The sequence below is a fragment of the Ferruginibacter profundus genome (assembly GCF_054783275.1).
The window spans coordinates 1,436,666-1,461,611 of the sequence record NZ_BAAGQW010000001.1 but is presented as its reverse complement, the minus strand read 5'-3'; the positions used below and the strand labels follow the sequence as shown (position 1 = coordinate 1,461,611).

The 24,946-nt window shown below is 39.3% G+C and carries 18 protein-coding genes; 9 read left to right on the top strand and 9 right to left on the bottom strand.

Going from position 1 to position 24,946, the window contains the following annotated elements; all coding sequences use genetic code 11:
• Positions 1-269: 269 nt before the first annotated feature.
• The 3 genes from ACYVM0_RS06170 to ACYVM0_RS06160 are packed head-to-tail and all read right to left on the bottom strand — an operon-like array spanning position 270 to position 3,479.
• Entirely contained in the window at positions 270-1,403 is a 1,134-nt protein-coding gene (locus ACYVM0_RS06170; protein ID WP_460554081.1) for a glycosyltransferase family protein, read from the bottom strand.
• Positions 1,396-2,490, bottom strand: a complete 1,095-nt coding sequence (locus ACYVM0_RS06165; RefSeq protein WP_460554078.1) for a glycosyltransferase family protein — start codon at positions 2,488-2,490, stop codon at positions 1,396-1,398. Before ACYVM0_RS06165 ends, ACYVM0_RS06170 begins: the two co-directional genes overlap by 8 nt.
• Positions 2,490-3,479, bottom strand: a complete 990-nt coding sequence (locus ACYVM0_RS06160; protein WP_460554075.1) for a Gfo/Idh/MocA family protein — start codon at positions 3,477-3,479, stop codon at positions 2,490-2,492. Before ACYVM0_RS06160 ends, ACYVM0_RS06165 begins: the two co-directional genes overlap by 1 nt.
• Before the next feature lie 117 nt (positions 3,480-3,596).
• Between ACYVM0_RS06160 and rpsO the strand changes: the two genes are divergently transcribed.
• Entirely contained in the window at positions 3,597-3,869 is a 273-nt protein-coding gene (gene rpsO, locus ACYVM0_RS06155) for a 30S ribosomal protein S15 (RefSeq protein ID WP_430988336.1), read from the top strand.
• 141 nt (positions 3,870-4,010) lie between these two features.
• Complete coding sequence (pnp, locus tag ACYVM0_RS06150; RefSeq protein WP_460554071.1) at positions 4,011-6,155, top strand: polyribonucleotide nucleotidyltransferase; 2,145 nt, start codon at positions 4,011-4,013, stop codon at positions 6,153-6,155.
• A gap of 170 nt (positions 6,156-6,325) precedes the next feature.
• Here the strand turns inward: pnp and ACYVM0_RS06145 are convergent, their stop codons facing one another.
• From ACYVM0_RS06145 to ACYVM0_RS06130, 4 genes are read right to left on the bottom strand one after another with little or no spacing between them, the layout of a single operon-like run.
• On the bottom strand, positions 6,326-9,139 hold the full coding sequence (locus tag ACYVM0_RS06145) for an outer membrane beta-barrel protein (protein WP_460554068.1): 2,814 nt from the start codon (positions 9,137-9,139) through the stop codon (positions 6,326-6,328).
• A 40-nt stretch (positions 9,140-9,179) separates the two neighbouring features.
• Entirely contained in the window at positions 9,180-10,964 is a 1,785-nt protein-coding gene (locus tag ACYVM0_RS06140; protein ID WP_460554065.1) for a hypothetical protein, read from the bottom strand.
• A 9-nt stretch (positions 10,965-10,973) separates the two neighbouring features.
• A complete protein-coding gene (locus ACYVM0_RS06135; protein WP_460554062.1) occupies positions 10,974-11,684 on the bottom strand; it encodes a hypothetical protein in 711 nt (236 codons plus the stop codon).
• Positions 11,677-12,228 carry an RNA polymerase sigma factor gene (locus ACYVM0_RS06130; protein WP_460554059.1) on the bottom strand — a complete coding sequence of 184 codons (552 nt, stop codon included), beginning with the start codon at positions 12,226-12,228 and terminating at the stop codon, positions 11,677-11,679. The genes ACYVM0_RS06135 and ACYVM0_RS06130 overlap by 8 nt, the downstream gene beginning before the upstream one ends.
• Positions 12,229-12,441: 213 nt before the next feature.
• Here ACYVM0_RS06130 and prmA point away from each other — a divergent pair, with 213 nt between their 5' ends.
• The 4 genes from prmA (at position 12,442) to ACYVM0_RS06110 (ending at position 15,880) form a co-directional block, all read left to right on the top strand.
• Entirely contained in the window at positions 12,442-13,257 is an 816-nt protein-coding gene (gene prmA, locus ACYVM0_RS06125) for a 50S ribosomal protein L11 methyltransferase (protein ID WP_460554056.1), read from the top strand.
• Positions 13,258-13,375: 118 nt separating this feature from the next.
• Positions 13,376-14,035 carry a glycerol-3-phosphate acyltransferase gene (gene plsY, locus ACYVM0_RS06120; protein ID WP_460554053.1) on the top strand — a complete coding sequence of 220 codons (660 nt, stop codon included), beginning with the start codon at positions 13,376-13,378 and terminating at the stop codon, positions 14,033-14,035.
• Between the two features lie 129 nt (positions 14,036-14,164).
• Positions 14,165-14,986 (top strand): M48 family metallopeptidase, encoded by an 822-nt coding sequence (locus ACYVM0_RS06115; protein WP_460554050.1) that lies wholly within the window; start codon positions 14,165-14,167, stop codon positions 14,984-14,986.
• A 252-nt stretch (positions 14,987-15,238) separates the two neighbouring features.
• Positions 15,239-15,880, top strand: a complete 642-nt coding sequence (locus tag ACYVM0_RS06110) for a YdeI/OmpD-associated family protein (protein ID WP_460554047.1) — start codon at positions 15,239-15,241, stop codon at positions 15,878-15,880.
• Between the two features lies 1 nt (position 15,881).
• Here the strand turns inward: ACYVM0_RS06110 and dnaG are convergent, their stop codons facing one another.
• Positions 15,882-17,825: a DNA primase gene (gene dnaG / locus ACYVM0_RS06105; protein WP_460554044.1), complete on the bottom strand. Its 1,944-nt coding sequence runs from the start codon at positions 17,823-17,825 to the stop codon at positions 15,882-15,884.
• Between the two features lie 212 nt (positions 17,826-18,037).
• Here dnaG and ACYVM0_RS06100 point away from each other — a divergent pair, with 212 nt between their 5' ends.
• A complete protein-coding gene (locus ACYVM0_RS06100) occupies positions 18,038-19,303 on the top strand; it encodes a hypothetical protein (protein ID WP_460554041.1) in 1,266 nt (421 codons plus the stop codon).
• Positions 19,304-19,671: 368 nt separating this feature from the next.
• Here the strand turns inward: ACYVM0_RS06100 and ACYVM0_RS06095 are convergent, their stop codons facing one another.
• Positions 19,672-20,535, bottom strand: a complete 864-nt coding sequence (locus ACYVM0_RS06095; RefSeq protein ID WP_460554038.1) for a hypothetical protein — start codon at positions 20,533-20,535, stop codon at positions 19,672-19,674.
• 171 nt (positions 20,536-20,706) lie between these two features.
• Here ACYVM0_RS06095 and ACYVM0_RS06090 point away from each other — a divergent pair, with 171 nt between their 5' ends.
• The gene (locus ACYVM0_RS06090) at positions 20,707-21,147 is read left to right on the top strand and encodes a CHRD domain-containing protein (protein ID WP_460554035.1); all 441 of its coding nucleotides are present in this window, start codon (positions 20,707-20,709) and stop codon (positions 21,145-21,147) included.
• A 259-nt stretch (positions 21,148-21,406) separates the two neighbouring features.
• Positions 21,407-24,922, top strand: coding sequence for a chromosome segregation protein SMC (smc, locus tag ACYVM0_RS06085; RefSeq protein ID WP_460554032.1), 3,516 nt, complete (start codon positions 21,407-21,409; stop codon positions 24,920-24,922).
• Positions 24,923-24,946: the final 24 nt, after the last annotated feature.

Sequence of the window (24,946 nt, the reverse complement as noted above, 5' to 3'; positions counted from 1 at the left end):
TCCTTTACACGTGAATAGTGAATCGTCAGTCGTGAGAGGAGTATGCTGTTCAAAGTTATTTTTGTATTTGCAGGCGGCACAATCCCTTACACGTGAATAGTGAATCGTCAGTCGTGAGAGGAGTATGCTATTCAAAGTTTTTTTTGTATTTGCAGGCGGCACAATCCTTTACACGTGAATAGTGAATCGTCAGTCGTGAGTAGAGTATACTGTTCAGGCTACTTTTTATTTATTGAATAATCCCGCTGTTACCACTCACGTCTCACCACTCACGCCTCACGCTCAAAAGCTGCCATCAGTTTCTTTGCGTTTGCTTCATTATTAAAGATCCTTTGCAACAAGCCCTGTCGTTTTTCCTTTTCCTGTTCTGTAAATGATTGCTGGTATAATGCTGTTATTATTTTTTTAAAAGAACCTGCGTCTGATGCTATGTGGCACGCTTCCTCAAGTCCGCTGCCATCCACGCCTGCACTATTCACCACACAATGACGCCCATTGAACAAAGCATTCAATAATTTTAATTTTATGCCGGTGTTGTTAAAAGAGGGTAATACATGTATTTGCGCTTTGCAGATCATATCCTGCATTTCCTTTTCGCCGGGATTGGCAACAATACAGGTATGTTTATGCGCATGTGCCAGGTCCTGTAATTTTTTAGAAGGATTTTTACCTGCTATCACAAAAGGAATTTCTAAAGTGTTGAATACGTTTTGCAAAAGCCAGGTGGCTGCGGTTTCATTTTCATTAATGGATAAATTACCATGGTACAAGCAAAAACAACCTTTACCTTCCTTACCTGCAGCTAATGTATGCGGAATAAAAACCGGCAGGTAAGCAATATCTTTTGCGTTGAATAATTGCTGGTATACTTTTACATCATGCTCACTCACCGTAATAAAACCGGCTTTGCCGGCAATGCTCTTTTCGTATTGGTACAACAACCTGCTTTCGTTAAGAAAATATAGTTTTTTTAAAAAATGGCTTTCGTTTTTTGCCAGTTGTTTATAATATTCAAACTCTACATTATGCAGCCGCACTATTACTTTCCTGTTTTGTAAAGCACCACTATGCAGGTAATAGGTACAATGAATACCTTCTAACAACACCGGGTAATTATCTTTATTGAGGTTTGTAATCAGTTCCTCATTTTTTCTGCTCTTTACAATAAAAGGAAGGCGCATAGAAAAACTGCTTAAATTCTTGCTGCGCTGGTAATAGTGTACACTTACGCAATATTTATTCAGTTCGTCCTGAGGTGGCCGCCCCGGCTGTGTAAAACAATGCAAATGAATTTTTACACCCAGCTGGTGTAATGCTTTCAGTTTGTAAAAAAGATCTACAACGCCGCCATAATCTGCGGGCCAGGGTACATCAAGGGCAACGATATGTAAATGTTTATCCAAGTAAGTTTTTATAAAATTGTAATAATTTCTTCTCTTCTTCCTGCCAGTTTAATGCGGCTCTTGCTTTTAAACAATTTTGCTGTAAGGATTTATACTCAACTTCATTTGCCAGTAAATTGTTCAGTATTGCGGCTAAATTTTTTGCACTGATATCGTTGGTTAAGGCTGCAATATGGTATTTGTCGTTAATTTCTTTGTACACGGGATAGTTTACACAAAGCTGCGGAATGCCGGCGTGCAGGTAGTCGAAAAAGCGGTTAGCAAGTGAATAATAGTTGCTTAAGCCTGCATCATCAAATAAAGTAACACCAATATAAGCCTGTTGTGTAATGGCTCTTAATTCATCGGGCTTTACTTTGCCCTTAAAAATCACTTTGTTGTTCAGATTATTCTCTTTTACTAATTGCTGTGCCTGTTGCATAAAATTACCATCGCCGCAAATAATAAGCCTTGCATTCACTGCTGCCATGGCAGGTATCAATGTTTCAAAACTTCTGCCTTCATTTACTGCACCCTGGTATAAAATAAATTTTTCTTTTTTTTCTGAAATGGCTAGCTCTCTTAACAAAGCAATATTTCTTATTACTCCATAATGTACACCATACATTTTTTCAAATTCATCTGCAATGGGTTGGTTTACGGTATAGCCATGGATAAATTTCGGAACAGTGTAACGTTCAATTTTTTTCCAGGCTTTATATATTGCCGGCCTGGTGGCAATTTCTTTCATCTCACAAAACAGTTCATGGGCATCGTACACTCTTTTTATATGTCTGATTGCAGAAACAAAATAGCAAGGTAAAATAGTATCCAGGTCAATAGCACCTATACAATCCATCTTTTTAAACAACAGGTAAAAAAACAAACGGATATTATATTCCGCATAAAACAATTTCCCTTTCTCAAAAAAACAAAACAAACGTTTTTGCACAAAGGGTTGCACAGCAAGCGGGAGGGAGGCCTTCATTTTTCTGCCCACCAATGTTACAATATATCCTGCATTGGCAAGTGATGTGCAGATGCGTATCATACGCTGGTCATAAGTAAGATCGGTAGTAACGGTGAAATATATTTTTGTGTGCCCCATCAGCTGTTATAAATTTTTTCAATTATCTCCACAGTCTTCAATCCATCGCCGGCACTGGCAAATGCATGTGTATCGTCTTTTAATGCAATCATCAAATTCTCATACACTCTATCATGGTTACTCATACTGCCCTGGTAAAAGCCATAGCCATTGGCAGGGTTGCCCTGCGGCAATTCAGGCCGATCGGTTCCGGCAACCGAACAATATTCCAGTTCATTTAAATATTGTCCACCCACTTTTACCGTACCATGCTCTGCAAAAACAGTAATGGAGCCTTCCATGTTTTTATTAAAACTGTTTACGGTATAATTTAATGAGCCAATGGCACCACTGGCCATTTCAAATAACACTGCACCGGTATCTTCAAATGCAATGGAAGGGTGGGCAAAATTCCGGGTGAGTGTCTTCACTTCGGCCACATCACCCAATAACCAATACAACAGGTCAATAAAATGGCTGAATTGGGTAAACAATGTTCCGCCATCAAGATCTTTGGTACCCTTCCAGCCGGTATAATATTCGTTGGGCCGGTTCCAGAAACAATTAACCTGGAAACTGTACATTTTACCCAGCTTTCCCGAACTGATCAGTTCCTTTAAAAAGGCAACAGGAGGATTGTACCGGTTTTGCTTTACCACAAAAAGTTTTTTGCCGGCCTTTTCAGCAGCGGCCATCATCTTTTTGCCCTCTTCCACATGTATGCACAGGGGTTTTTCGCAAAGTACATTGCTGCCGGCTTCCAGCGCTTTTATGGAATGTTGCGCATGCAAACCATTTGGTGTACAGATACTTATCACATCAGGCACCTGGCCGGCAGCCAGCAGCTCTTCTATAGAATAGTAAGCTTTGGCATGGTAAAGGGCAGCCATTTCGTTGGCTTTTTCGGGGATTATGTCGCATACCGCAGCTAAAAATCCATGCTTTATTACCTGTTCGGCATGCCTTTTAGCGATCCTTCCGCAACCAATTATAGCGAATGAGGGTTTCATATATTAGCAATATTCAAAAAAAATCCTCAATCCACCTCGTAAAAACCATTTTTTTATGTACTTTTGCGCCTAATTATAAAAGAAACATAACAAAGACGTTATTAAAAAAACAAAGAGATGCCTTATTTAACAATCGAAAAAAGAGCAACAATTTTTTCAACTTACGGTGGCAAAGCCACAAACACAGGTTCTATTGAGGGCCAGATCGCTTTATTAACTGAGCGTATCAATTCTATTTCAGAACACCTGAAATCTAATAAAAAAGATTTCTCTTCTCAAAGAGGGTTAATGAAAATGGTTGGACAACGCAAACGTTTATTGACCTACCTGAGCAAACACGACCTGACCGGTTACAGAGCTTTAATTGAAAAATTAGGTCTTCGTAAATAAATTTTTCCCAACTATGTAATATTAATAATTCCCAACTGCTTTTATTCGGTTGGGAATTATTATTTTTTACGTCATTAATTCACCACCCGTTGCTATTTGGATAAATCTGAATTCAGCAATCGGCAATCATAAATCTTATTTATGTCTTTATTAAACCCAAAATCGGTAACTTTTGATATCGGCGGTGGCCGTATGGTTACCATAGAAACCGGCAAAATGGCCCGCCAGGCCGATGGCGCCGTTACTGTTCGCCTTGGCAACAGTATTTTATTAGCAACAGTGGTTGCCAACAAAGAGCCTAAAGATGGCCAGAACTTTTTTCCACTTTCAGTAGATTACCAGGAAAAGTTTGCTTCTGCAGGCCGTATCCCGGGTTCATTCTTTAAAAGAGAAGCCCGCCTTAACGACTACGAGATTCTTACTTCACGTTTAATAGACAGGGCTTTACGTCCTTTATTTCCTGAAGATTATTTATGCGATGTACAGGTATTGGTGACTTTGATATCTTCTGATGCAGAAGTTATGCCCGACGCTATGGCCTGCCTGGCAGCATCTGCAGCATTAGCGGTTTCGGATATTCCCATCCAGGAAATTATTTCTGAAGTGCGTATTGCCAGAAAGAATGGTGAATTCATTATTAACCCTACACGTACCGAATTAGCGGAATGTGACCTGGAATTCATCATTGCAGCTACCGAAAAGAATATCATGATGGTGGAAGGCGAAGCGAAAGAGTGCCAGGAAGAAGATCTGATCAAAGCAATTGAGCTGGCACATGATGCTATCCGTATCCAGATTAAAGCACAGGCTGAATTGAGGGATATTGTTGGTATTACTGCAAAAAGAGAATATACCAAACCTTACCGCAACGAAGAGCTGAACGAAAAAATAAAAGCTTTTGCAAAAGATAAAATGCATGCCATTGCTATTGCAGCAAGTGCCAAGCACGAACGCAGTGATGCTTTTGCAAAATTGCATGACGAAGTGGTGGCTTACTTAGGCGAAGAATTATCTGATGCGGATAAAAAATTAATTGGACATTATACAGGCGAATTGCAATATTATGTTGTAAGAGATATGATATTGAATGACAGGGTAAGGCTGGATGGCAGGGGAACTGCAGATGTGCGCCCGCTGGCTATGGAAACAAACACTTTACCAACGCCACACGGTTCTGCTTTGTTTACAAGAGGAGAAACACAATCTTTAACTACAGTTACTTTTGGTACGCCTTTAGATGAATTGTTGGTTGAAAGTGCTAACAAGTCTGATTACACGAAATTTATTTTACATTATAATTTCCCTCCATTTTCTACAGGTGAGGTAAAAATGATAAGAGGTGTTGGCCGTCGTGAAGTTGGTCATGGTAACCTTGCCATGCGTTCATTAAAACAAATGATGCCGGGCAGCGATTATCCTTACACTGTTCGTGTGGTGAGTGATATTTTAGAAAGTAACGGTTCTTCTTCAATGGCTACGGTTTGTGCTGGTTCGCTTGCATTAATGGATGCCGGTGTACCTATTCCAAAACACGTAAGTGGTGTGGCTATGGGATTGATCACTAAAGAAGGAAAATTTGCCGTACTTACAGATATCTTAGGTGATGAAGATCATTTAGGGGATATGGATTTTAAAGTTACAGGTACACGGGATGGCATTTGCGGTGTGCAGATGGATATTAAAGTGGATGGCTTAAGCATGGACATTATGCGCCAGGCATTGGCACAGGCACGTGATGGCCGTTTGCATATATTGAATGCCATGTACGAATGTATACCTGCTGCAAGAAGTGAAGTGAAACCACATGCACCACGTATGGTGAAGATCACTATCGATAAAGAATATATTGGTGCAGTGATAGGGCCCGGTGGTAAAGTCATTCAGGAAATTCAGAGAGAGACCGGTGCTACCGTAAATATTGAAGAAGTGAACAATGTTGGTGAAGTATCCATCTTCTCTGCACAAAAAGATAGCCTGGAAAAAGCACTGGCATGGATCAAAGGCCTGGTAGCTACACCGGTTGTGGGTGATACTTACGAGGGTACTGTAAAAAGCATTAAGGAATTTGGTGCTTTTGTTGAATTCTTACCTAAAAAAGAAGGTTTACTGCACATCAGTGAAATAAGCTGGAAACGCCTGGAAAGCATGGACGGTATCTTTAAGGAAGGCGACAAAGTGAAAGTGAAATTGCTTGACATTGACCAGAAGACCGGTAAGTTTAAATTAAGCCGTAAAGCTTTAATTCCAAAACCCGAAATGCAGCCTAAGCCGCAACAAGGTGAATAAGATCTTTCTTAATTCTTTCTGATAGTAACCGCCCCCAACTTGTTGGGGGCGGTTTTTTGTACCCTGGAATTTTATTCCGGGCCGCGTATTATGAAGAAAACAAAATTCCAAACGGCACCAGGGAAGATATTGATTTATCTTATGCTCTTATGATACTGGTAATAGTTCTTCTAAAACAAAAACAACCTTTCTCTTCCGCCTACTTTTTTATTGCCACTTCCATAAGGCCTTACATTATAAGTTGCAGTAAGCATCATATATTGAGGCAGGGTATTGGTTTGGTTGGTGTTGATGAGGTTGCGGAAAGTAGAAGAAGTATAATTAATGTTGGTATTCAAAATATCAAATACCGATAACTTAAAAACCAATGCCTCGCTTTTTAACATTGTATAATTCACGGCAGCATTCCATCTTGTGATCCTTCTTGCAGAGCCCGTAAGGCTGCTGTTAAAATCCTGGTTGAATTGTGTTTCCCAGATAATATGCTTTGGCCATCTTACTACCAGTTCGTTATCCAGCCAGGTAGTACGGATATTTAATTTTTTAAAACGGTCAGAAGTATATTGGCTGAAATTATACCCCAGGTTAATGGAGCTGTTCCATTCTACCTTGTCATTAAAATTCAAGCCGATTCCTCCCCAATTATTAAGGGTATAATTCCGCTGCCTGCTGCTGGCATTATTGTACAACAGCAAACTGCTGTTGATACTGTAATAGCCGCCCACATTCCAGCTAAAGATAAATTTTGGGTTGTGCTTATACTGTTTATTTATATTGAAATTGGCATAAAAACTTTTAGTGCCATTGGTATTCACCGGTATAGAAGTTTGTACACCCCTGTCATCTACTGCAATGCTTTGTATCACATCATTTTTAGCAAATGAACCGTTGGCATAAATAAATGAATTGAAATTTGTTTTTGGATTGTAGTAATTATAATTCACCGAAAAATTCTGCCTTTCAACCGGTAACAAACCGGTGTTTCCTTTTGTAATAAAATAAGGATTGGTATTATCTGATACCGGTATTAAATAATTATAACCGGGCATTGTTACATCTTTAGTATAATTGAAATTAAATTGTTTGTATACGATGCCCAATGCAGGTAAAAGACTGTTCTTTTTTTGATTAATGGAAGCCGGTAATGAAGCCAGGTTGTTTTCAAAAGATTGCAATAGCACCCTTGCAGTTGGTGTAATGGTTAAATTTTTCCATTTAAATTCTAATCCTGATGTAAATAAGAAGCGGTTGCCTGTTCTGTGAAACCTGCTGCTGAGCGCAGGATTCAGCAGGTCGAATTTATCGGAAGCAGCACTTTTATTGAAAGTATTTATGGTATTATACAATTGACTGTATTCATGTCTTCCACCAAAACGTAACGTAATTTTTTTTGATAGAGGTTCACTATAAAGCAAGGAAGTAACCGCATCCGTTCTCGGAATTCTTTCTACACGTAACTGCGATAATAAACTATCGTAGCTGGCAGGGTAGAGGTAATGTAAATTATATTCGGTGCTGTAATCGTTAAAACGGTTATTGATATCCAGGCTTTGATTAAAATTAAAGCGCCTGCCTTTTTTTGTTTTAGATAACCGGGTGATGTTAACATTATGCCGGTAATAATAAGTGCTGGCAGGATTATTTTGAAAAATATTCCCCATACTCAAAGGGCCCAGCTTATTGTTGTTGCTTTGTACATCGCTGATGCGTTGCTCATTTTGTAAGCCAATGGTATAATTGGCATTAATGAGCATATTGGTAACCGAATCTGGTTTAAACCTGGCACCAATACCGATATTATGTGCATTGGTAACCACATCGCCACCTAGTGTAGTATGATTATTTATAATGGTATCGCCCAGGTATTGATCGCTGTTGGTAATATTAGTCCTGTCAATGCCAACATTGCCCCTGAAGTATTGTGCAAAAAAGGAACGCTTTTTATTGGGCGTATGATTAAGATTAATGCCATATCCTTTGCTGGTAGCTACACCGCCATAATTTTGTTGCCCGCCAAAATTCACACCATTGATAGAGATGCCACTGCCATTTGAGCTGCGCCATATCGAAGTGTTGGCGCCATTGCTGCTTTCACGGTTTCTTTGCAAGCCACCGGCCTGCATTAATTCACCATACCCAAAACCGGGTTTGTTTAAATTGTTTGCATAACCCAGTATACTTACCTGCAATGTATCCCTGTAAATATTGGCAATGCCGCCGGCTTCAAATGTATTTTGAGTACCGCCGCCTGCATATAGTTTGCCAAACCAGCCCTTTTTAACTCCTTTCTTTAAAGTAATATTTACCACTTTACCCACGTTATTCGGGTTGTCGTCGCCGTTACGTAACATTTCTTCCTTGTCATCTGTTACCTGCACTTTATCAATTACATTGGCAGGTAAATTTCTTGTGGCCATTTTCGGGTCGTCTCCAAAAAAACTCTTACCGTCTACTAAAATTCTGTTCACAGGTTTCCCGTTTACCATTACATTGCCATCTTTATCTACCTGTACGCCGGGCAGTTTTTTTAACAGGTCTTCCACCAATGCATTGGGCAGTGTTTTAAAAGCAGAGGCATTAAATTCCACGGTATCTTTCTTAATCACTACCGGTGGCCTTTCTGCATAAATCACCACTTCATCCATTGTTTTAGAGCTTGCGGTCATAGTAATAGTGCCCAGGTCAATGGCAGGTTCGGCAGCCTTTAAAGTAAATTCCTTTCTGTACCCACTGTAACCATTAAACGAAACTACCACACGGCAGTTAACATCAAAAGGTATTCCCGGAATTTTAAATTCCCCTTCGGGGTTACTGAGCCGGTAGGTGATGATGGCCGTATCGGCGGCTTTAAATACGGTTACGGTGGCTAAGCCTAAAGGCGTTTTGGCTGTGGAGTCAACCAGCTTCCCTTTTAGTGTGCCTTGCGCAAAACTGCTTACATGCAGGCACAGGATGCCTGCCAGGGTCATAAAAATGTTTTTCATGCTAAAAAATTAAAAATGGCTATACTTTAAATACTATACTTTACCTGAAACTTACATTGCAAAACGGGCATACAATATCAACTTTGGTATACCTGCCGGTGATATCTCCTGCTGTGGCATTAAACCTGGTTTTGTTAACGCCATCTGTTTTACCCTTGCCCGCAAGCGTATCTTGTTGCCCGGCTACCACCACAAAAACATTGCCTGTATTACTTGCCGATTGCGTTGCGTATGATATTTTACTCACGTCTTTATAACTCCCTTCATACGAAATACTGTAGTTAGCTAAATTATATACCGGTACTTTAAGGTCGGCATATTTACTGTCTATTTTTATTAATGGCGTTTCCAAGTTTACGGTATTTATTTTTACATCAGCATTGGCGCCTGTAAGCACCAGTTGGTCTTTCAGGTTGTCAATGGTAAATTTTCCAAAATCCTTATTGCCGGAAATACTACCGGCTTTTTCAACCCGGTAAACATCACTTACACTGGCAATATTCATGGTAGTGCAATGATCCAGTTCCATACTGGATGCTTTGGAAATAATTGACATTGAAATGATAGTGCCCCCGCTAAACCTGGTATTGGTAAAATTAAAATCTGCTTTTTTTATATCATCTGTTTTAATGGTGCTGTATTTACCTTTCAATACCGCATCATCAGCATTGCCCATTTTTAAAGCACCGTTGGTAATTTCTGCATTGATATACTTTACATAATTTTCAACATTGGCATCTGCATATTTGGTATTTAAAAAGATAATTGCATTACCAGGTAGTTCTATTACCAGCGAACGTTTCACATTACTTTCAGCATTCAACTCCCTGCATAGGGCATTATCAGCATCGGCTTTATTTATATTGCTGTTATCATTATTGTCTCTTATTCCCGGTGGCTTTGTTCCATTCACCGTTGCGGTTACACTACTCCCGGTTCTTGATAATTCAATGCCCATCTTTTTAAACAGTGCATCGTCTCTTTCATTAAGAGCTTCCCTGTAATTAATAAATGTTGACAATCGTAATTTTTGCGACGGCATTGTTTTAATGATCACCTTTTTATAATTGTTATTGATGTACACCGTATCGCCGGCATTACAGGTAATTTCCATCGACAATTGCCTGGAGCGATACCCGTTTTTTGTTTGCGCCGTATCCAGTTGAAGTTGCTGCAACTGTGTCTTTTTAAGTTGCAGGTACTTTTTTATTCTCAGGGAATCCGTTTTTATATGTTGCAGGTACAAAACTTTTTTCAATGAATCCGACACCACAGTTCTGAAAACTTTGAATTTGTGCAAAGTGTCAAGCCTCGAATTCAGCACATATAATTTTCGTAAAGAGTCTGATTGTAATCCCCGCAGTTTATGCATTCTTTTTAGTGAATCGGTAGTTCTGAACAATACATTCTTTTTATCGAATACAGAATCAAATGCCTGCCTTTTAAAAGTTGTTTTTCTCTTTACAGAGTCAAAGGAACGCAATTGCAGGTTGAACTTTTTATAAGAAGAATCTCTGTAAAGGGTCGGGTTTTTCCTGGCAATATTTAATTTTCTTTTTACGCTGTCAAATTGTTTTTGTTGTACAAAAAACAGGGTGTCTTTTTCATGGTTCAGCGAATCCGGGTGATTTTTTTTAATTGTCATATACAGCTTACCATCGGGATAAGCACTATCGGCAACATAAAACCCGGGATGTGTTACCCTGAAAATGCTGTCCTTAAACTTTTTGGTAACGTATAGGGTATCTTTTTTTTGTGCAGCAGCGGTACAACAAAATACCGAAAGCAGCAGTAAAGTAAAAAGACCTGGCAAAATATTTTTCATGACAATTCTTTAAATGTTAATGTAATGGCTTGTAAGGGTGTCGGTAGGTAAATGGTTCTCCTTTACTTTATTATTTATTTTATTCATCTCCTGCTGGAGGTTTTTCAGCACATTGATCTTTTCCTGGTATACATTGATCAGTTGTTCCAGTAAAACATCACTAAGGCCGTTGCTCCTGATATTCTTTTTTATGATGGCTTCGTCGGTATCTATCTGTTTCAGCGTTTGCTTAAAATCATTGAAGTAATCCGGTGTTTCTCCGTATACAGGTGTTTGCCTGATATTCTTTAATTGCAGTTTTACCAGTTGGGTATAATTGTATTCAAAGGATTGCATCAACCGGTAGGGTTCTGAAATTTTTTTTGCAGCAGTATTTTTTTCAGGCGATAAAGAAGCGGTATTATTTTTTTCTTCTGCAATATGTCTGTTGGTTACGGTATCAATTGCTGCGGGCAAAACTCCGGGTGTCTTTTGCGTTGGGGTAGCAGGAGCAGTAACAATCCTTTCGCCGGTATCACCTGTATTCAGCATCCGTTTAATTCCAAAACCAATCAGCACCAGTATACATGCTGCTGCACTTATACGCAATAATACCGGGTATAATGCAGCTTTTTTCTTTGCCGTAGTTTGTGTTTGTATACGTTGCAATAATCCTGCGGAAGGCGCATCCACATCCAGCTCATCTTTATGTTCCTGCAGGTATTTCTTAAACTCATCCATTGGTAACTATTTGTGTATTGATTCTTTCTCTTAATAATTTTTTTGCCCGGTGATACTGGCTTTTACTGGTGCCTTCGGTAATACCCAGTTGTGCTGCAATTTGCCGGTGACTATTATCTTCCATAGCATATAAAACAAAAACCTGCCGGCAGCCATCGGGTAAACTTTTAATCTGGTGGTGTACTTCGGCCAGGCTGATCGTTGTCCACCATTCCATGGGCTCATCGGCAATGGCATCATAATGCTCTTCATCCCAATCATTCCAGTGAATGTTTTTTTTGCAATCATTAATGCAGGCATGTACCACTATCTGTTTCAGCCAGCCACCAAAAGCCGCAGCCTGTTTTAAACTGCCCAGGCTTTTAAAGGCAATAATAAAGGCATCATGCAACACATCCTCCGCATGGGGAATGTTACCGGTCATTCTAACGCAAATGTTAAACATCGCTTTACTGTATTGTTGGTAAAGCCAGGCTTGTGCATCTGCATCACCCTGAGCGGCCTTTTGTATAACTGCAGTTTGTATATGTGTTGGCGCTGTCAATAGATGAATACGTTTATAAGAGAACAGGATGTTTAAAAGGTTGGAAAATGATGCTGCTTTTATTTTAAAACCAATAAAAAATCAAATATACGAACAGTGTCGTAGATTGACAAGTTGATATTATCTGGTTGACCAACCTTTCAAATCATTTGTTTTATGCTATAGTTTTAAGAAGGTTGACAACCTTTGCTGCAAAATAAATACCTTAGTTGCATGAAGTATACACAGGTACAATTTACCAATGCAACAGCGGAGCAGAATGAAATATTAATTGCTATGCTGGCCGACATCGGGTTTGAAGGTTTTGAAGAAAATGAAAATGAGTTAAAGGCTTTTATCAATCAATCAGCATTTGATAAAGACACACTGGATATGATTGCAGGCAGCAATAATTGCTCTTATTTATTAACCGAAATAGAGCAGCAAAACTGGAATGCAGCATGGGAGAGTAGCTTTGAACCTGTTATTATAGATGACTTTGCTGCAATACGGGCAGGCTTTCACCAGCCGGTAAAAAATGTACAATATGAAATTATCATTACTCCAAAAATGAGTTTTGGTACCGGGCATCATGCCACCACTTATTTAATGATGGAGCAAATGAGCCACCTGGATTTTAAAGATAAAGCGGTATTGGATTTTGGAACCGGCACCGGGGTGCTGGCTATCCTGGCTGCAAAAATGGGTGCTTCATCAGTGCTGGCTATTGATAACGACGAATGGAGTATTGATAATGCCAAAGAAAATAGCAGCAATAATAATGTTGACAATATTTCTATAGAAATGGCTGAAACCATCAATACTCAGGCTAAATACGATATCATTTTAGCCAATATTAACCTGAATGTAATATTGCAGCATATGGAGGCAATTGCCGGCATTTGCAAACCAGGGGCACGGATACTCCTGAGTGGATTTTTATCGGCAGATGAACCTGCCATTAAAGCGTCTCTGTTAACCAACGGACTGGTTTTTAATGAAGTAAAACAAAAAAAAGACTGGATTTGTATAAAAGCCAGCCGCTCCTGAAAATCTTAAATATACTCTTAATTTATTATGCGTTTGCAGATTCCTGTTAATTTAAGGTTATGTAAACCAATAATTCATTATTTTTGTCCTGTTCAACTCAACTCAAAGCAAGCACAGCATGAAGGAATTAATTCTAATAATTCTGGCCTATTTAATTGGTTCTATACCTTCGGCATTAATCATCAGCAAAAAATTCTTCGGGGTAGACATCCGTGATTATGGTAGTGGTAATATGGGTGCCACCAATACCTTCAGGGTGTTGGGAAGCAAGTACGGTACTATTGTAATGATCCTGGATATTCTTAAAGGTGCTGTTGCAGTAGGCTTGTACAATTTTCTTCCTTATTACTTCAGCAGCGATGCAGAATTACAACGCACTAATTTTATGATCGGGCTGGGGCTGGCTGCAGTAGTAGGGCATATCTTTCCTATTTATGCCAATTTTAAAGGTGGTAAAGGCGTGGCTACATTATTTGGAATGATACTGGCCGTTCAACCCCTGGTGGCCATCAGTTGTGTGGGTGTATTTTTAATTGTACTTTATTTAACAAGGTATGTTTCCCTCAGTTCAATACTGGCGGCTTTATTTTTACCCGTAAGTGTATTATGGATATGGAATGAACACGAAGTGTCTTACCGCCTGTTTGCACTACTGGTTGCTGCTCTCGTAATTCTTACTCATCAAAAAAATATCGGCCGCATCCTTCGTGGTGTAGAGAGCAGGGTGCCTATCCTCAAACATCGTGACAGAAGAAAATCACGCCGCCGCAACGATTAATACCTATTAATAGCTCCGCTGCAAACCTTATCCCCGAAATTGGCGTCTTAACTAAAAATTACATTTTGTAATTTGTAGTTATCAAAATTGGTACGCCAATTGTTTACTTTAAATAAAACTCAAACAAAAATGAAAAGACTATTATTCTTATTGCTTGCTTCATCCGTATTTGCAGCATGTCATAAAAATGCAATAACCAATCGCAACCAGCTGGCTTTGTTTAAAGAAGAAACATTACAGCAGATGGCATTGACAGAGTATAGAACATTTTTATCTCAGAACCAGGTAATGAGCGAAACCACCAATAAAGATGCTGAAATGGTAAGGCGTGTAGGATCAAGAATTGCCAAAGCGATCACTGATTATTATACCCAGAAAGGTGCTACAGAAGTTTTGAAAGAACTGTCAACTTATAAATGGGAATTTAACCTGGTGAATAATAAAGAAGTGAATGCCTGGTGTATGCCGGGTGGTAAAGTGGTAGTATATACCGGCTTGTTGCCTATAACCCAAAACGAAGCCGCACTGGCTGTAGTATTGGGGCACGAGATAACGCATGCAGTAGCACACCATGGTAACGAGCGTATGAGCCAGGGTGCATTGGCACAAGGGCTGGAAGTGGCGGGCAATATTGCCACTTCAGGTAACTCTAAATATAATACCCTGTTTAATAATGTATTTGCACCCGGCGCCCAGGTTGGTTTCTTGCTGCCAAACAGCAGAAAGCAGGAGTATGAAGCTGATCACCTGGGATTGAATTTTGCAGCTATGGCAGGATATAACCCTCGTGAAGCAGTTCCTTTCTGGCAGCGCATGGCAGCAGCCGGCGGCGGACAAAAGCCTCCTGAATTTTTATCTACTCACCCGGCAGATGAGAACAGGATAGCAAAAATACAAAGCTATATGAATGAGGCCTTAAGCTACTATAAACCAGTAGGTCCCACTAGATAATTTATACCAAATACCATATTTGATTGAAAAAACTCCGCATTTTGCGGAGTTTTTTTGCGTAATACTTTTATGTACCAAACATATTGTTTAAATTTGCACCCTGAAACAACAGATTTTGTTGTTAAGCTTAAACCCTCCGGAAAAAAGACCTTTACAATTCAGACACGAACTATTGCTACAAAAAATATTTTGTGTCATGTAATACTTTTTTAAAACCTAACTGTTGTTTTGCCTATGTCTTCACAGTCGCTGTTGGAAAAATTACAACTGAATGATGAAAAGAATCTGCTTTTGCAGGGATTGCCCTTATCAATAGAAAAGCAATTCATCAAACTTTCTTTCTCCAAAAATGTAACACCATTACTTAAAAGCAAAAAGATTGATTTTGCTTTGATATTTGCTTTCAGTCAAAAGCAATTAAAAGAAATATTAACCGAGGTGATACCGGCCTTACATGACGATGCCAAATTCTGGATCGCCTATCCAAAAGCCTCTTCAAAGATAGCCAGCGATCTATGCAGGGATGCCAGTTGGGATTTTATTGCCGAGCATGGATATGAAACAGTACGTATGATTGCCGTGGATAACCTGTGGAGTGCAGCACGATTTAAAAAACCAGAGGAAGCGCCCAAAAAAGCGCCATCATTTTCTTCTGCTAATCCGGCCCCGGGGGTAGATTATGCCAAAAGAACAATAGAAGTACCTGAAGAACTGCAGCAATTACTGGACAAAGACCAGGTAGCAGCAGCTTTTTTTCAGTCGCTTGCGTTTAGCCATAAACGTGAATATGTAGAATGGATAGTAAGCGCTAAAAAAGAAGAAACAAAAGCCAGGCGCCTGGAAACAACAATGGAAAAACTGTCGGCCCGTAAAAAGACTTTTAATGCAAAGTAATTTATTTGAAAATTACGGTGCCTAATTGTTTGGTTAATTCAATTTCCATTTGCTTAAGGTGCTGGTGGGTTTGCACAAAAATCATCTGTTCTTCCGCAATGGTGGATTTTTCCAGGTCTCTTTGATTTTCATCAATCAGCCGCTTTATCTTTTTAAGCTTTAAATAATTTAGTGTAGAGAATACTTCTTCTTTAAACAGGTCTTCCCGAGTAGGTAAATGGCCTTCAAAATGTTCTTTCCATTTCGGGCTTATCTCATGATTAAAATCCATGATGCTTACCACCAGCGAACTCATTTGTAAATTATCGTGGTATAAAAAATTCTTTGGTGTGGGGTCTAACCCTTCCTTGTACCAATGCCTGTAGGTTTGTACCACTTTTACCAGGTCTTTATTATCAATCAGGTCTTCCAGCTGGTTCAATTCAATTTCTTTAAAAATATGATCGGCAACTTTTTCTTCTGTGCTCCAGTCTTTCAATCCAAATTCCAAAAGGCTTCTTACCATTGCCCTTTCATGCATTTCATCTTTATTGAATAAGCCAACAACATCCGTATCAGTGGTTTCAGTTTCATTGGCAGCTTCGTTAGCCGCAAACTGCTCTTCTCTTTGCTGCAGATTTTCGGCCTTGGTTACTTTTTCCCTGATGAATTTATTTACCAACGCATGTAAACCACTTTCTTCGATCTTTAAAATTTCAGAACATTGTTTAATATAATCCTGTTGCTTGGTAAAATCTTCCGCCTTGTTAATTTTAGCGATCGTTTCGGCAATCTGGTTTACAATGATAGATTTTTTATTGCTGTCGCTGCCGGCATCTTTTAAAGCAATATCCAGCTGAAATAAAATTACATCACGTTTATTGGACGCAATAAATTCCGTGAATGCAGCAGCGCCTACTTTATTTACATAACTATCCGGATCTTCTTTATCCGGTATTAAAACCAGTTTTACATTCAGGCTTTCTTCCAGCGCAAGGTCTAACCCTCGTAAGGCTGCTTTTATACCGGCATTATCGCCATCATAAATTATCGTAAGGTTGTTGGTATATTTTTTTATCAGTCGCAGCTGATCCGGGGTTAATGAGGTACCACCACTGGCCACCACATTTTCAATACCGGCCTGGTGCAGGCTTACCACATCGGTATAACCTTCTACCAATAAACATTCATCTGCTTTATCAATTGCCTGCCTGGCAAAATAAGAACCATAAAGTAATTTACTTTTTACATAAATCTCATTCTCCGGCGTGTTAATATACTTGGGTGCTTTGTCATTGCTCTTAATGATCCTGGCGCCAAAGCCCAATACTTTTCCGCTTTGATTATGGATAGGAAAAATGATCCTGCCCCTGTAATTATCATAGGCATTACCATCTCTTACATTTACTAAGCCGCTTTTTTGCAGGTACTCCAGGTTGTATTGATTGGCCAATGCTTCTTTGGTAAAACTATCCCTTGCTTCGGGATTAAAACCCAGTTGAAATTTTTTGATCGTTTCTTCCCTGAAACCACGTTGTTGTAAATAACTCAGGGCAATGGCCTGGCCTTCATCTGTATTAAGCAGGGCATTGCTGAAAAATTTTTGTGCAAAATTGTTAATGATATACAAACTTTCGGCCACCTGCTGTTGTACTTTGTACTCCGGGCTGGTTTCTGTTTCTTCAATTTCTACGTTATACTTTGCAGCCAGCCAGCGCAGGGCTTCGGCATACGTATATTTTTCGGCCTCCATTAAAAAACTGATGGAATTGCCGCTGCGGCCACAGCCAAAACACTTGTATATTTCTTTTGATGCAGAAACGGTAAAAGACGGTGATTTTTCGTTGTGAAAAGGGCAGAGGCCAATATAGTTGGTACCCCTTTTCTTAAGTTTTACAAATGAGCCAACTATCTCCACAATATCGATGCGGCTTAATATTTGTTGTATGGTATTTTGCGTAATCAAAAGAATAGTAAATAGCCGTGCAATTTAGCTTATTTCAACAAGAAAACCTATGTAAACCGCATACAGTTATTCTGCCTGTAATAAGCCTGCAAAGCATTTTATTACCTGCAAAAAACATGACGAAATTCATCCTGAAGTTTATGAAAAACTCTATTAAAATTCATCTTGATAACCAATTAACTAATATCTTTATCACCTAAAAATTAAATAGAATGAAGAAATACTGTTTTTTTATTATGTTGCTTTTTGCCTGCCATCTCAGTTTTGGTCAAAGCATGGAAGATATCATTAAAATGATCAACGGCGGACAGAACAAAAAGGCCAAAGATGCTATCGATAAATTTTTGAGCGATTCAAAAAATGCCGCTAAACCGGATGCCTGGTTTTATAAAGGAAGGATATATAATGCTGTATCCAAAGATTCATCTATAACAACAACAGATGCGATGAAACTTAAAGCTGAAGCTTTTGAAGCGTTTAAAAAATACCAGCAGATGGATGCTAAAGAAGTCATCTTTATTTTAGAAAATCACGGTTCTTATTTTGACCTGTACAATGGTTATTTTGATATTGGTGCCAGGGAGTTCAATGCAAAGAACTATGCCGTTTCTTTTGAAGGATTTAAGAATGCCCTTGCTGTAGAAGATTATGTAAAAAGTAAAGCCTACGATTATAATGGATTTAAGTTTCCGGCGCTGGATACATCACTGGTGTTAAATGCCGCCATTGCGGCCAACCAGGCAAAGGATGAAGCATCTGCGGTATTGTATTACAGGAAACTTACTGATGCTAATTTAGCAGCAGAACAATATTTAAGTGTGTACCAGTTTTTATGTGAATACTACTCCAAAAAAAATGATGAAGCTAACCTGGCTGCAATATTGGAAAAAGGAAGAACCTTGTATCCTGCAGATGAATACTGGACAGAGTTAGAACTGGAAAGGGTTGAAAAAAGCGGCGATAAACAAGCCCTGGTAGCAAAGTATGAAGACCTGATGAAGCGTTATCCCCAGAAGTTCTCGTATCCTTATAACCTTAGCGTGGTATTGTTTAACCAATTGTATACCGGGGACAGCAGGCCGGCTGATGCCGTTAATCTGCAAAACAAATTAACTGACCTGTTAAAGACTGCCATCAATCTTGATAAGGGTGTTGACTCAAAAATGCTGATGGTACGTCATTTGTATAACTATGCATACGACTTCCAGGATTCATCCAAAAAAATAAAAGGAGCTAAGCCTGATGATATTAAAAAGCGCAATGACCTTAAAGCACTGTTCATAAAAAAAATAGACGAGTGTATTCCTTATGCGGAATCAGCGGTAGCTTATTTTGGTGCCTTAACAACTTTAAAGCCTATTCAAAAAGCTAACTATAAAGATGTGCTGGATATTCTCAGCCAGTTTTATGGTGCTAAAGCTGATCCTAAAAAAGCTGCTGAATATGATAAGAAGAAAGCCGATGTAGAAAAAATGTAAATCTACAGTACATCGAAATTGTATTTCGATCTGCTTAAATTATAAGAGCCGCCCCTTTATATCGGGCGGCTTTTTTATATAACTATGCTATTTACCAGGAGCAGCAAAATGCATTTCAGTTATGCAATTCTTTGATAGTACATTGAAATTATATTTCGATCTGCTTAAATTATAAAACCAGTCGGCTATTTATTTAATTATAGTATTTACTCCGGGCAGCAAAATGTAACTCAGATGTACAATATTTTTACAGCGATAATGTATCGAAATATAATTTCAATTTACATGAAGAAGCCGCTGCACAATGATGCAGCGGCTTCTTATTTTTGATTTGGGATGAGTCGAAATATAATTTCGATGTGCCTGTATTACTGGCCAGGTCCGCCCATTCTTATCTGGAAGCCTGGGCCGCCATTACCGTTTTGCATATCCTTCATCGACTTTACTTCAAAATCTTTAGGGATTTCAAATTCTTTATCGGCTATTTCTTTTTCGGTATTGATCTTGGTTACTTCCACGATCATCTTTCTGCCACGGTTCATTTTCATTTCGTATTGCATAGGAAAACCGGCCAGGTTATCTAATCCGCTGAGGGCTGTTGTACGGCCAAAATTACCAAAACCTCCTGCCATACCACCGGTAGAGGCAATACCCTGCAATTTAAAATCAGGAGCATACCACACAATGCTGCTGTCTTTAGTACCATTCTTCCGGGTAGCAATGATAAATGCTTTTTTACAGGTAATACCGGCTACTTTTTTGGTATCATCTGCATAGGCAATATCAGTACTGCTAACCTGGTTGCCATTATTAAAACTGGCTGCTGTCTGGCTTCTGCTCTGCATCATGCTATCCATTCTTTTTGCCATCTGTTGCTGATCTTCATCGGTAGTATAAAAACCGGTTTTCTTGCCCATCATTTCCATCAGGGTAGTGGTCATTTTTTTATTGTTGTCTCTTAAAACTGTGGTGCGGCTCATATCAGTTTCGGTATAGGTTTTTATCATATTCCCTTTAAACGTGGTTACCGATTTGGTTTCGCCATCACCGCCAAAGCGCATTACACGTACTTCGCCGCCTTCAGCAGCAGGTGGCGGGGCAATATTATCATCGGCTCCCTCGGGAGAAACTATCGTTGTTTTTGTAGTGATTATAGCATGGTCCAGAATTTTAACCTGTGCCTGCGCTGCAACGGCAGCAGATAAAAAGAAAATGGTAATAATTTTTTTCATGTTAGAATTGTTAAGCCTCAAAAATACGAATTGGTTCGTAACAATAAAATAAGCTTTTTGCTTTAAGAAGATTTTAACAGGCAACCCCGGCAAAGGTTTCTGCGATTTATTATCAACTACCTGTCTGCAAAACGCCTTCTCAAATTATTTAAACCTTTCAAAATTTTATTTATGAAAAATGTAATCATTTTTATGGCTATTGCTATGCTATCCATGGGCCTTTTATCCTGCAAAAAAGATGATCCGGCACCAGCTGCAGACCCTACCACAACTTTTAAAGCCACGCTTACCGGGGCAAGTGAAGTACCCGCCAATGCCTCTGCGGCAACAGGTACGGCCACGCTTACATTTAACACGGTAACCAAGGTTTTTACCGTAACTGTAACGTATTCGGGTGTAACAGCAAATAATGGCCATATTCATAAAGGGGCTGCCGGTAGCAACGGTTCGGTAATTTTTCCTTTTTCAGGTTTAACATCGCCTATCGGCTATACCAGCGCTGCTTTAGATGCTACCCAGGAAGGCGATCTTAATAACAATTTGTATTATGTAAATATTCATAGTGCAGCATTTCCGGCAGGTGAAATAAGAGGGCAACTTATCAAACAATAATAATAGCTGCTACAGGGTTTCAGGTTAAAGCCTTCTTTTCTTTGCAAAGAGAAAGGGAGGCTTTTGCACTTTTGTATACTATAAATTAACCGTAAATGAATGGGAAAACTACCCGATAATTGTCCAAACACCAATTCTGTTAACAGGTAGCAAAATCCTGTTAAAAACCTGTGAATAACTCTGCATAGTTGGTGTAAACAATGAAATTTTTCTTTTCATGCATTCCGTTATATTTGCCGTCTGACTAAAATAAGAAAACGTGCGTTTAAAGAGTTTAGAAATCAAAGGATTTAAAAGTTTTGCCGACAAAACCGTACTCAATTTTGATGAAGGTATTACCGGCGTTATTGGCCCCAATGGCTGTGGCAAGAGTAATATTGTGGATAGTATCCGCTGGGTAATTGGTGAGCATAAGATCAGCAACCTGCGTAGTGAAAACCTGGAAAGCCTTGTGTTCAATGGTTCTAAAACCCGTAGTGCCAGCGGCCTTGCCGAGGTGAGCCTGACTTTTGAAAATACCAAAAACCTTTTACCTACCGAATTCAACACTGTAACTGTAACCCGTAAATATTACAAGAACGGGGAGAGCGAATACCGGCTTAATGATGTGGCCTGCCGCCTGAAAGACATTCACAATTTGTTTATGGATACCGGTGTAAGTACCGATAGCTATGCCATTATTGAATTGGGGATGGTGGATGATATCATTAAAGATAAAGAGAACAGCCGCCGTAAAATGCTGGAACAGGCTGCCGGTATCACCATTTACAAAACACGTAAAAAAGAAGCCAAGCTAAAATTAGATGCCACCGAGCAGGACCTGGCACGTATTGAAGATCTGTTGTTTGAGATCAACAACCAGTTAAAAAGCCTGGAAAGCCAGGCTAAAAAAGCCGAGAAATATTTCGAAATAAAAAAAGAGTACAAGGAAGTTAGTATTGAACTGGCCAAAGCCGCCCTGGAAGGTTTTAATATTACCTACCGCGACCTGAACCAGCAGCAACAGGCTGAAGTAGATAAAAGAATTGAACTGGAAACTTCTATTGCCACAGAAGAAGCTGCATTGCAACAGGAAAAATTAGGCTTTATTGAACAGGAAAAAGCATTGCAGCAAATGCAGCATGCTTTTAATGATATGCTGGATGGCTTACGCAATAAAGAAAGCGAAAAGAATTTGAGCGCACAACGCTTGCAATATTTAAAAGAAAGAGAAAGCAGCCTAAATGAGTTTTTACAAAAAGCCGGCGGGCAATTAAAAGGTCTTGATGAAAGCATTCAGTTTACCAGCTTACAGATAAAAGATGATGAAGTAAAATTAGAAGAGTTTGAAGGTAAATTAGACGAACTGAAAAATGCGGTGGAGGATAAACGAAAAGTGTTTGATGAAAAGCGCAGCAGCATTGATGCCCTGCGCAGGGAGAATCAGGCCATACAACGCAACCAGTTTGAAGCAGAGAAAAAAGTAGCGGTAGCCGATACCTCTATACAAAACTTACAGCGTACCGTTGTACAGATACAGGAAGAAAAAGCACAACGCCAGAGCCAGTTGCTGCAACTGGAAGCCGATAAAAAAATTAAGGAAGAAGAACTGGAGCAAAAGAAGACTGACCTGCAGCAACTGCAGGATCATCATGAGTTTACCAAAGAACAGATCTTAGCTACACAAAATTTACTGGAAAGCCTGCGTAATGAATTAGCAGAAGAAAGCAGGAAATTAGACAGTAAGAAAAATGAATATGCTTTATTAAAAAGCCTTATCGACTCAATGGAAGGTTACCCGGAGAGTGTAAAATTCCTGCATAAAAATACCGGGTGGAACCATGAAGCACCTTTACTGAGTGATATCATTTATGTTAAAGAAGAATACCGTGCGGCTGTTGAAAACGTACTGGAGCCTTATTTAAACTACTACGTTGTAAATAATTTAGAAGAAGGCTTGCAGGCCATCCATCTGTTAGACAATAATAAAAAAGGTAAAGCCAATTTCTTTTTACAGGATAAGTTTACCGGTATTGAAGAGCAACATCAGCCGGAAGGAACGATACCTGCATTAAGTGTGGTGGAGATAGATGGAAAATACGCTAACCTTGCCAAACATTTACTGGGCAATGTTTTTATTGCTGAAAATGAAGAAGCGCTGCGTAACAGCAACGGTGCCGTGGTATTGGAAAAAACCGGTAAATACGTAAAAGGTAAATACTCATTAACCGGCGGCAGCGTGGGTTTATTTGAAGGTAAAAAAATAGGCCGTGCTAAAAATTTAGAAAAACTGGCCGAAGAAATTACTGCACAGGAATTGATAGTGCATAATTTAAAAGAAGTCATTCAAAGCCGCCACAACGAAGTGATTGCCTTTAATGAGCAGTTGAAAGAAAATGCCATTAAGCAAACACAGCAGGATATTAATAATTTAACCAACCATGTTTTTTCTTTACAAAACAAGTTGGAAAATTTGCACCACTTAGAAGAAACCAGCAGCAAAAGGATAGAAGATTTACAGGAGCAACTGGAAGCTAACCATGATGCTATTGCAAGCACCCGTGAAGAACTGGAGAAATTTAATACGCAATTAGAAGAGCTGACGGATAAGATGCAATTGATTGAACAGGATTATGCATCGGCAGAGCAGGAATACAATTATGCCACTGCAACCTTTAACGATAGCAACCTGCAGTTTACCAAGCAGCAAAGCAAAGTGGTTTCTCTAAAGCAGGAATTTGAATTTAAGAGCAACCAGTTAAAAGACCTGCAGGTACAGATAGAAAGCAGCAACATACAATTAACTGAAGCAGCAACCAGTATTGCGGATACAGCAGCGGCATTGCAGGAATTGGAAACACTGGTGATCACCATGCTGCAGAATAAAGAAGGAGAAGAGAAAAAATTAAATGAAGCAGACCAGGCCTACTACAATTTAAGGAACGCTTTAACTGAAAAAGAAAGTGAACTGCGCCACAAACAAAAATCCAAAGAAGGTATTGATACTTTACTGAATGAGATAAAGGATAAACTGACTGAATTAAAATTACAGTTAGCCGGGATGAAAGAAAGACTGAACGTGGAATTTAAAGTAGACCTTGATGCTATCATCGACGAACCAAGAACAGGCGATACACCATTAGAAGAATTGCAGGAAAAAAATGAAAGGCAACGCAAGCGTTTGGAAAATATCGGCGAGATAAATCCTACAGCGATTGAAGCGTACACCGAAATGAAAAAACGTTATGAATTTATCCTGGAACAAAAGAATGATTTGGTGACAGCCAAAGAAAGCCTGATGCTGACGATACAGGAAGTGGAAGCTACGGCTAACCAGCAGTTCCTGGATACTTTTAATGCGGTAAGAGATAATTTCCAGAAAGTATTTAAAGCACTATTTACCGAAGATGATACGGCAGATATGGTATTGGTAGATCCTGAAAATTTAGCGGATACCGGCATTGAAATTGTGGCTAAACCAAAAGGTAAACGTCCGTCTTCAATAGGGCAATTAAGCGGGGGAGAAAAAACATTAACAGCAACGGCGTTGTTGTTTGCCATCTACTTAATTAAGCCTGCACCATTCTGTATTCTAGATGAGGTGGATGCACCATTGGATGATGCCAACGTAGGCAAGTTCACCAACATGATAAAAAAATTCAGTGAGAACTCACAGTTCATCATTGTAACGCATAACAAACAAACCATGAGCGCCGTAGATGTAATTTATGGTGTTACCATGCAGGAAGCCGGCGTGAGTAAACTGGTGCCGGTGGATTTCAGGAGCCTTAATTAGGGAATGAATAATTTATTAATGGAT

Excerpts from the sequence above, each read along its gene's own strand:
- ACYVM0_RS06165 (WP_460554078.1), bottom strand. The coding sequence starts at position 2,490 with ATGGGGCACACAAAAATATATTTCACCGTTACTACCGATCTTACTTAT.
- ACYVM0_RS06160 (WP_460554075.1), bottom strand. The coding sequence starts at position 3,479 with ATGAAACCCTCATTCGCTATAATTGGTTGCGGAAGGATCGCTAAAAGG.
- rpsO (WP_430988336.1), top strand. The coding sequence starts at position 3,597 with ATGCCTTATTTAACAATCGAAAAAAGAGCAACAATTTTTTCAACTTAC.
- pnp (WP_460554071.1), top strand. The coding sequence starts at position 4,011 with ATGTCTTTATTAAACCCAAAATCGGTAACTTTTGATATCGGCGGTGGC.
- ACYVM0_RS06145 (WP_460554068.1), bottom strand. The coding sequence starts at position 9,139 with ATGAAAAACATTTTTATGACCCTGGCAGGCATCCTGTGCCTGCATGTA.
- ACYVM0_RS06140 (WP_460554065.1), bottom strand. The coding sequence starts at position 10,964 with ATGAAAAATATTTTGCCAGGTCTTTTTACTTTACTGCTGCTTTCGGTA.
- ACYVM0_RS06135 (WP_460554062.1), bottom strand. The coding sequence starts at position 11,684 with ATGGATGAGTTTAAGAAATACCTGCAGGAACATAAAGATGAGCTGGAT.
- prmA (WP_460554056.1), top strand. The coding sequence starts at position 12,442 with ATGAAGTATACACAGGTACAATTTACCAATGCAACAGCGGAGCAGAAT.
- plsY (WP_460554053.1), top strand. The coding sequence starts at position 13,376 with ATGAAGGAATTAATTCTAATAATTCTGGCCTATTTAATTGGTTCTATA.
- ACYVM0_RS06115 (WP_460554050.1), top strand. The coding sequence starts at position 14,165 with ATGAAAAGACTATTATTCTTATTGCTTGCTTCATCCGTATTTGCAGCA.
- ACYVM0_RS06100 (WP_460554041.1), top strand. The coding sequence starts at position 18,038 with ATGAAGAAATACTGTTTTTTTATTATGTTGCTTTTTGCCTGCCATCTC.
- ACYVM0_RS06095 (WP_460554038.1), bottom strand. The coding sequence starts at position 20,535 with ATGAAAAAAATTATTACCATTTTCTTTTTATCTGCTGCCGTTGCAGCG.
- ACYVM0_RS06090 (WP_460554035.1), top strand. The coding sequence starts at position 20,707 with ATGAAAAATGTAATCATTTTTATGGCTATTGCTATGCTATCCATGGGC.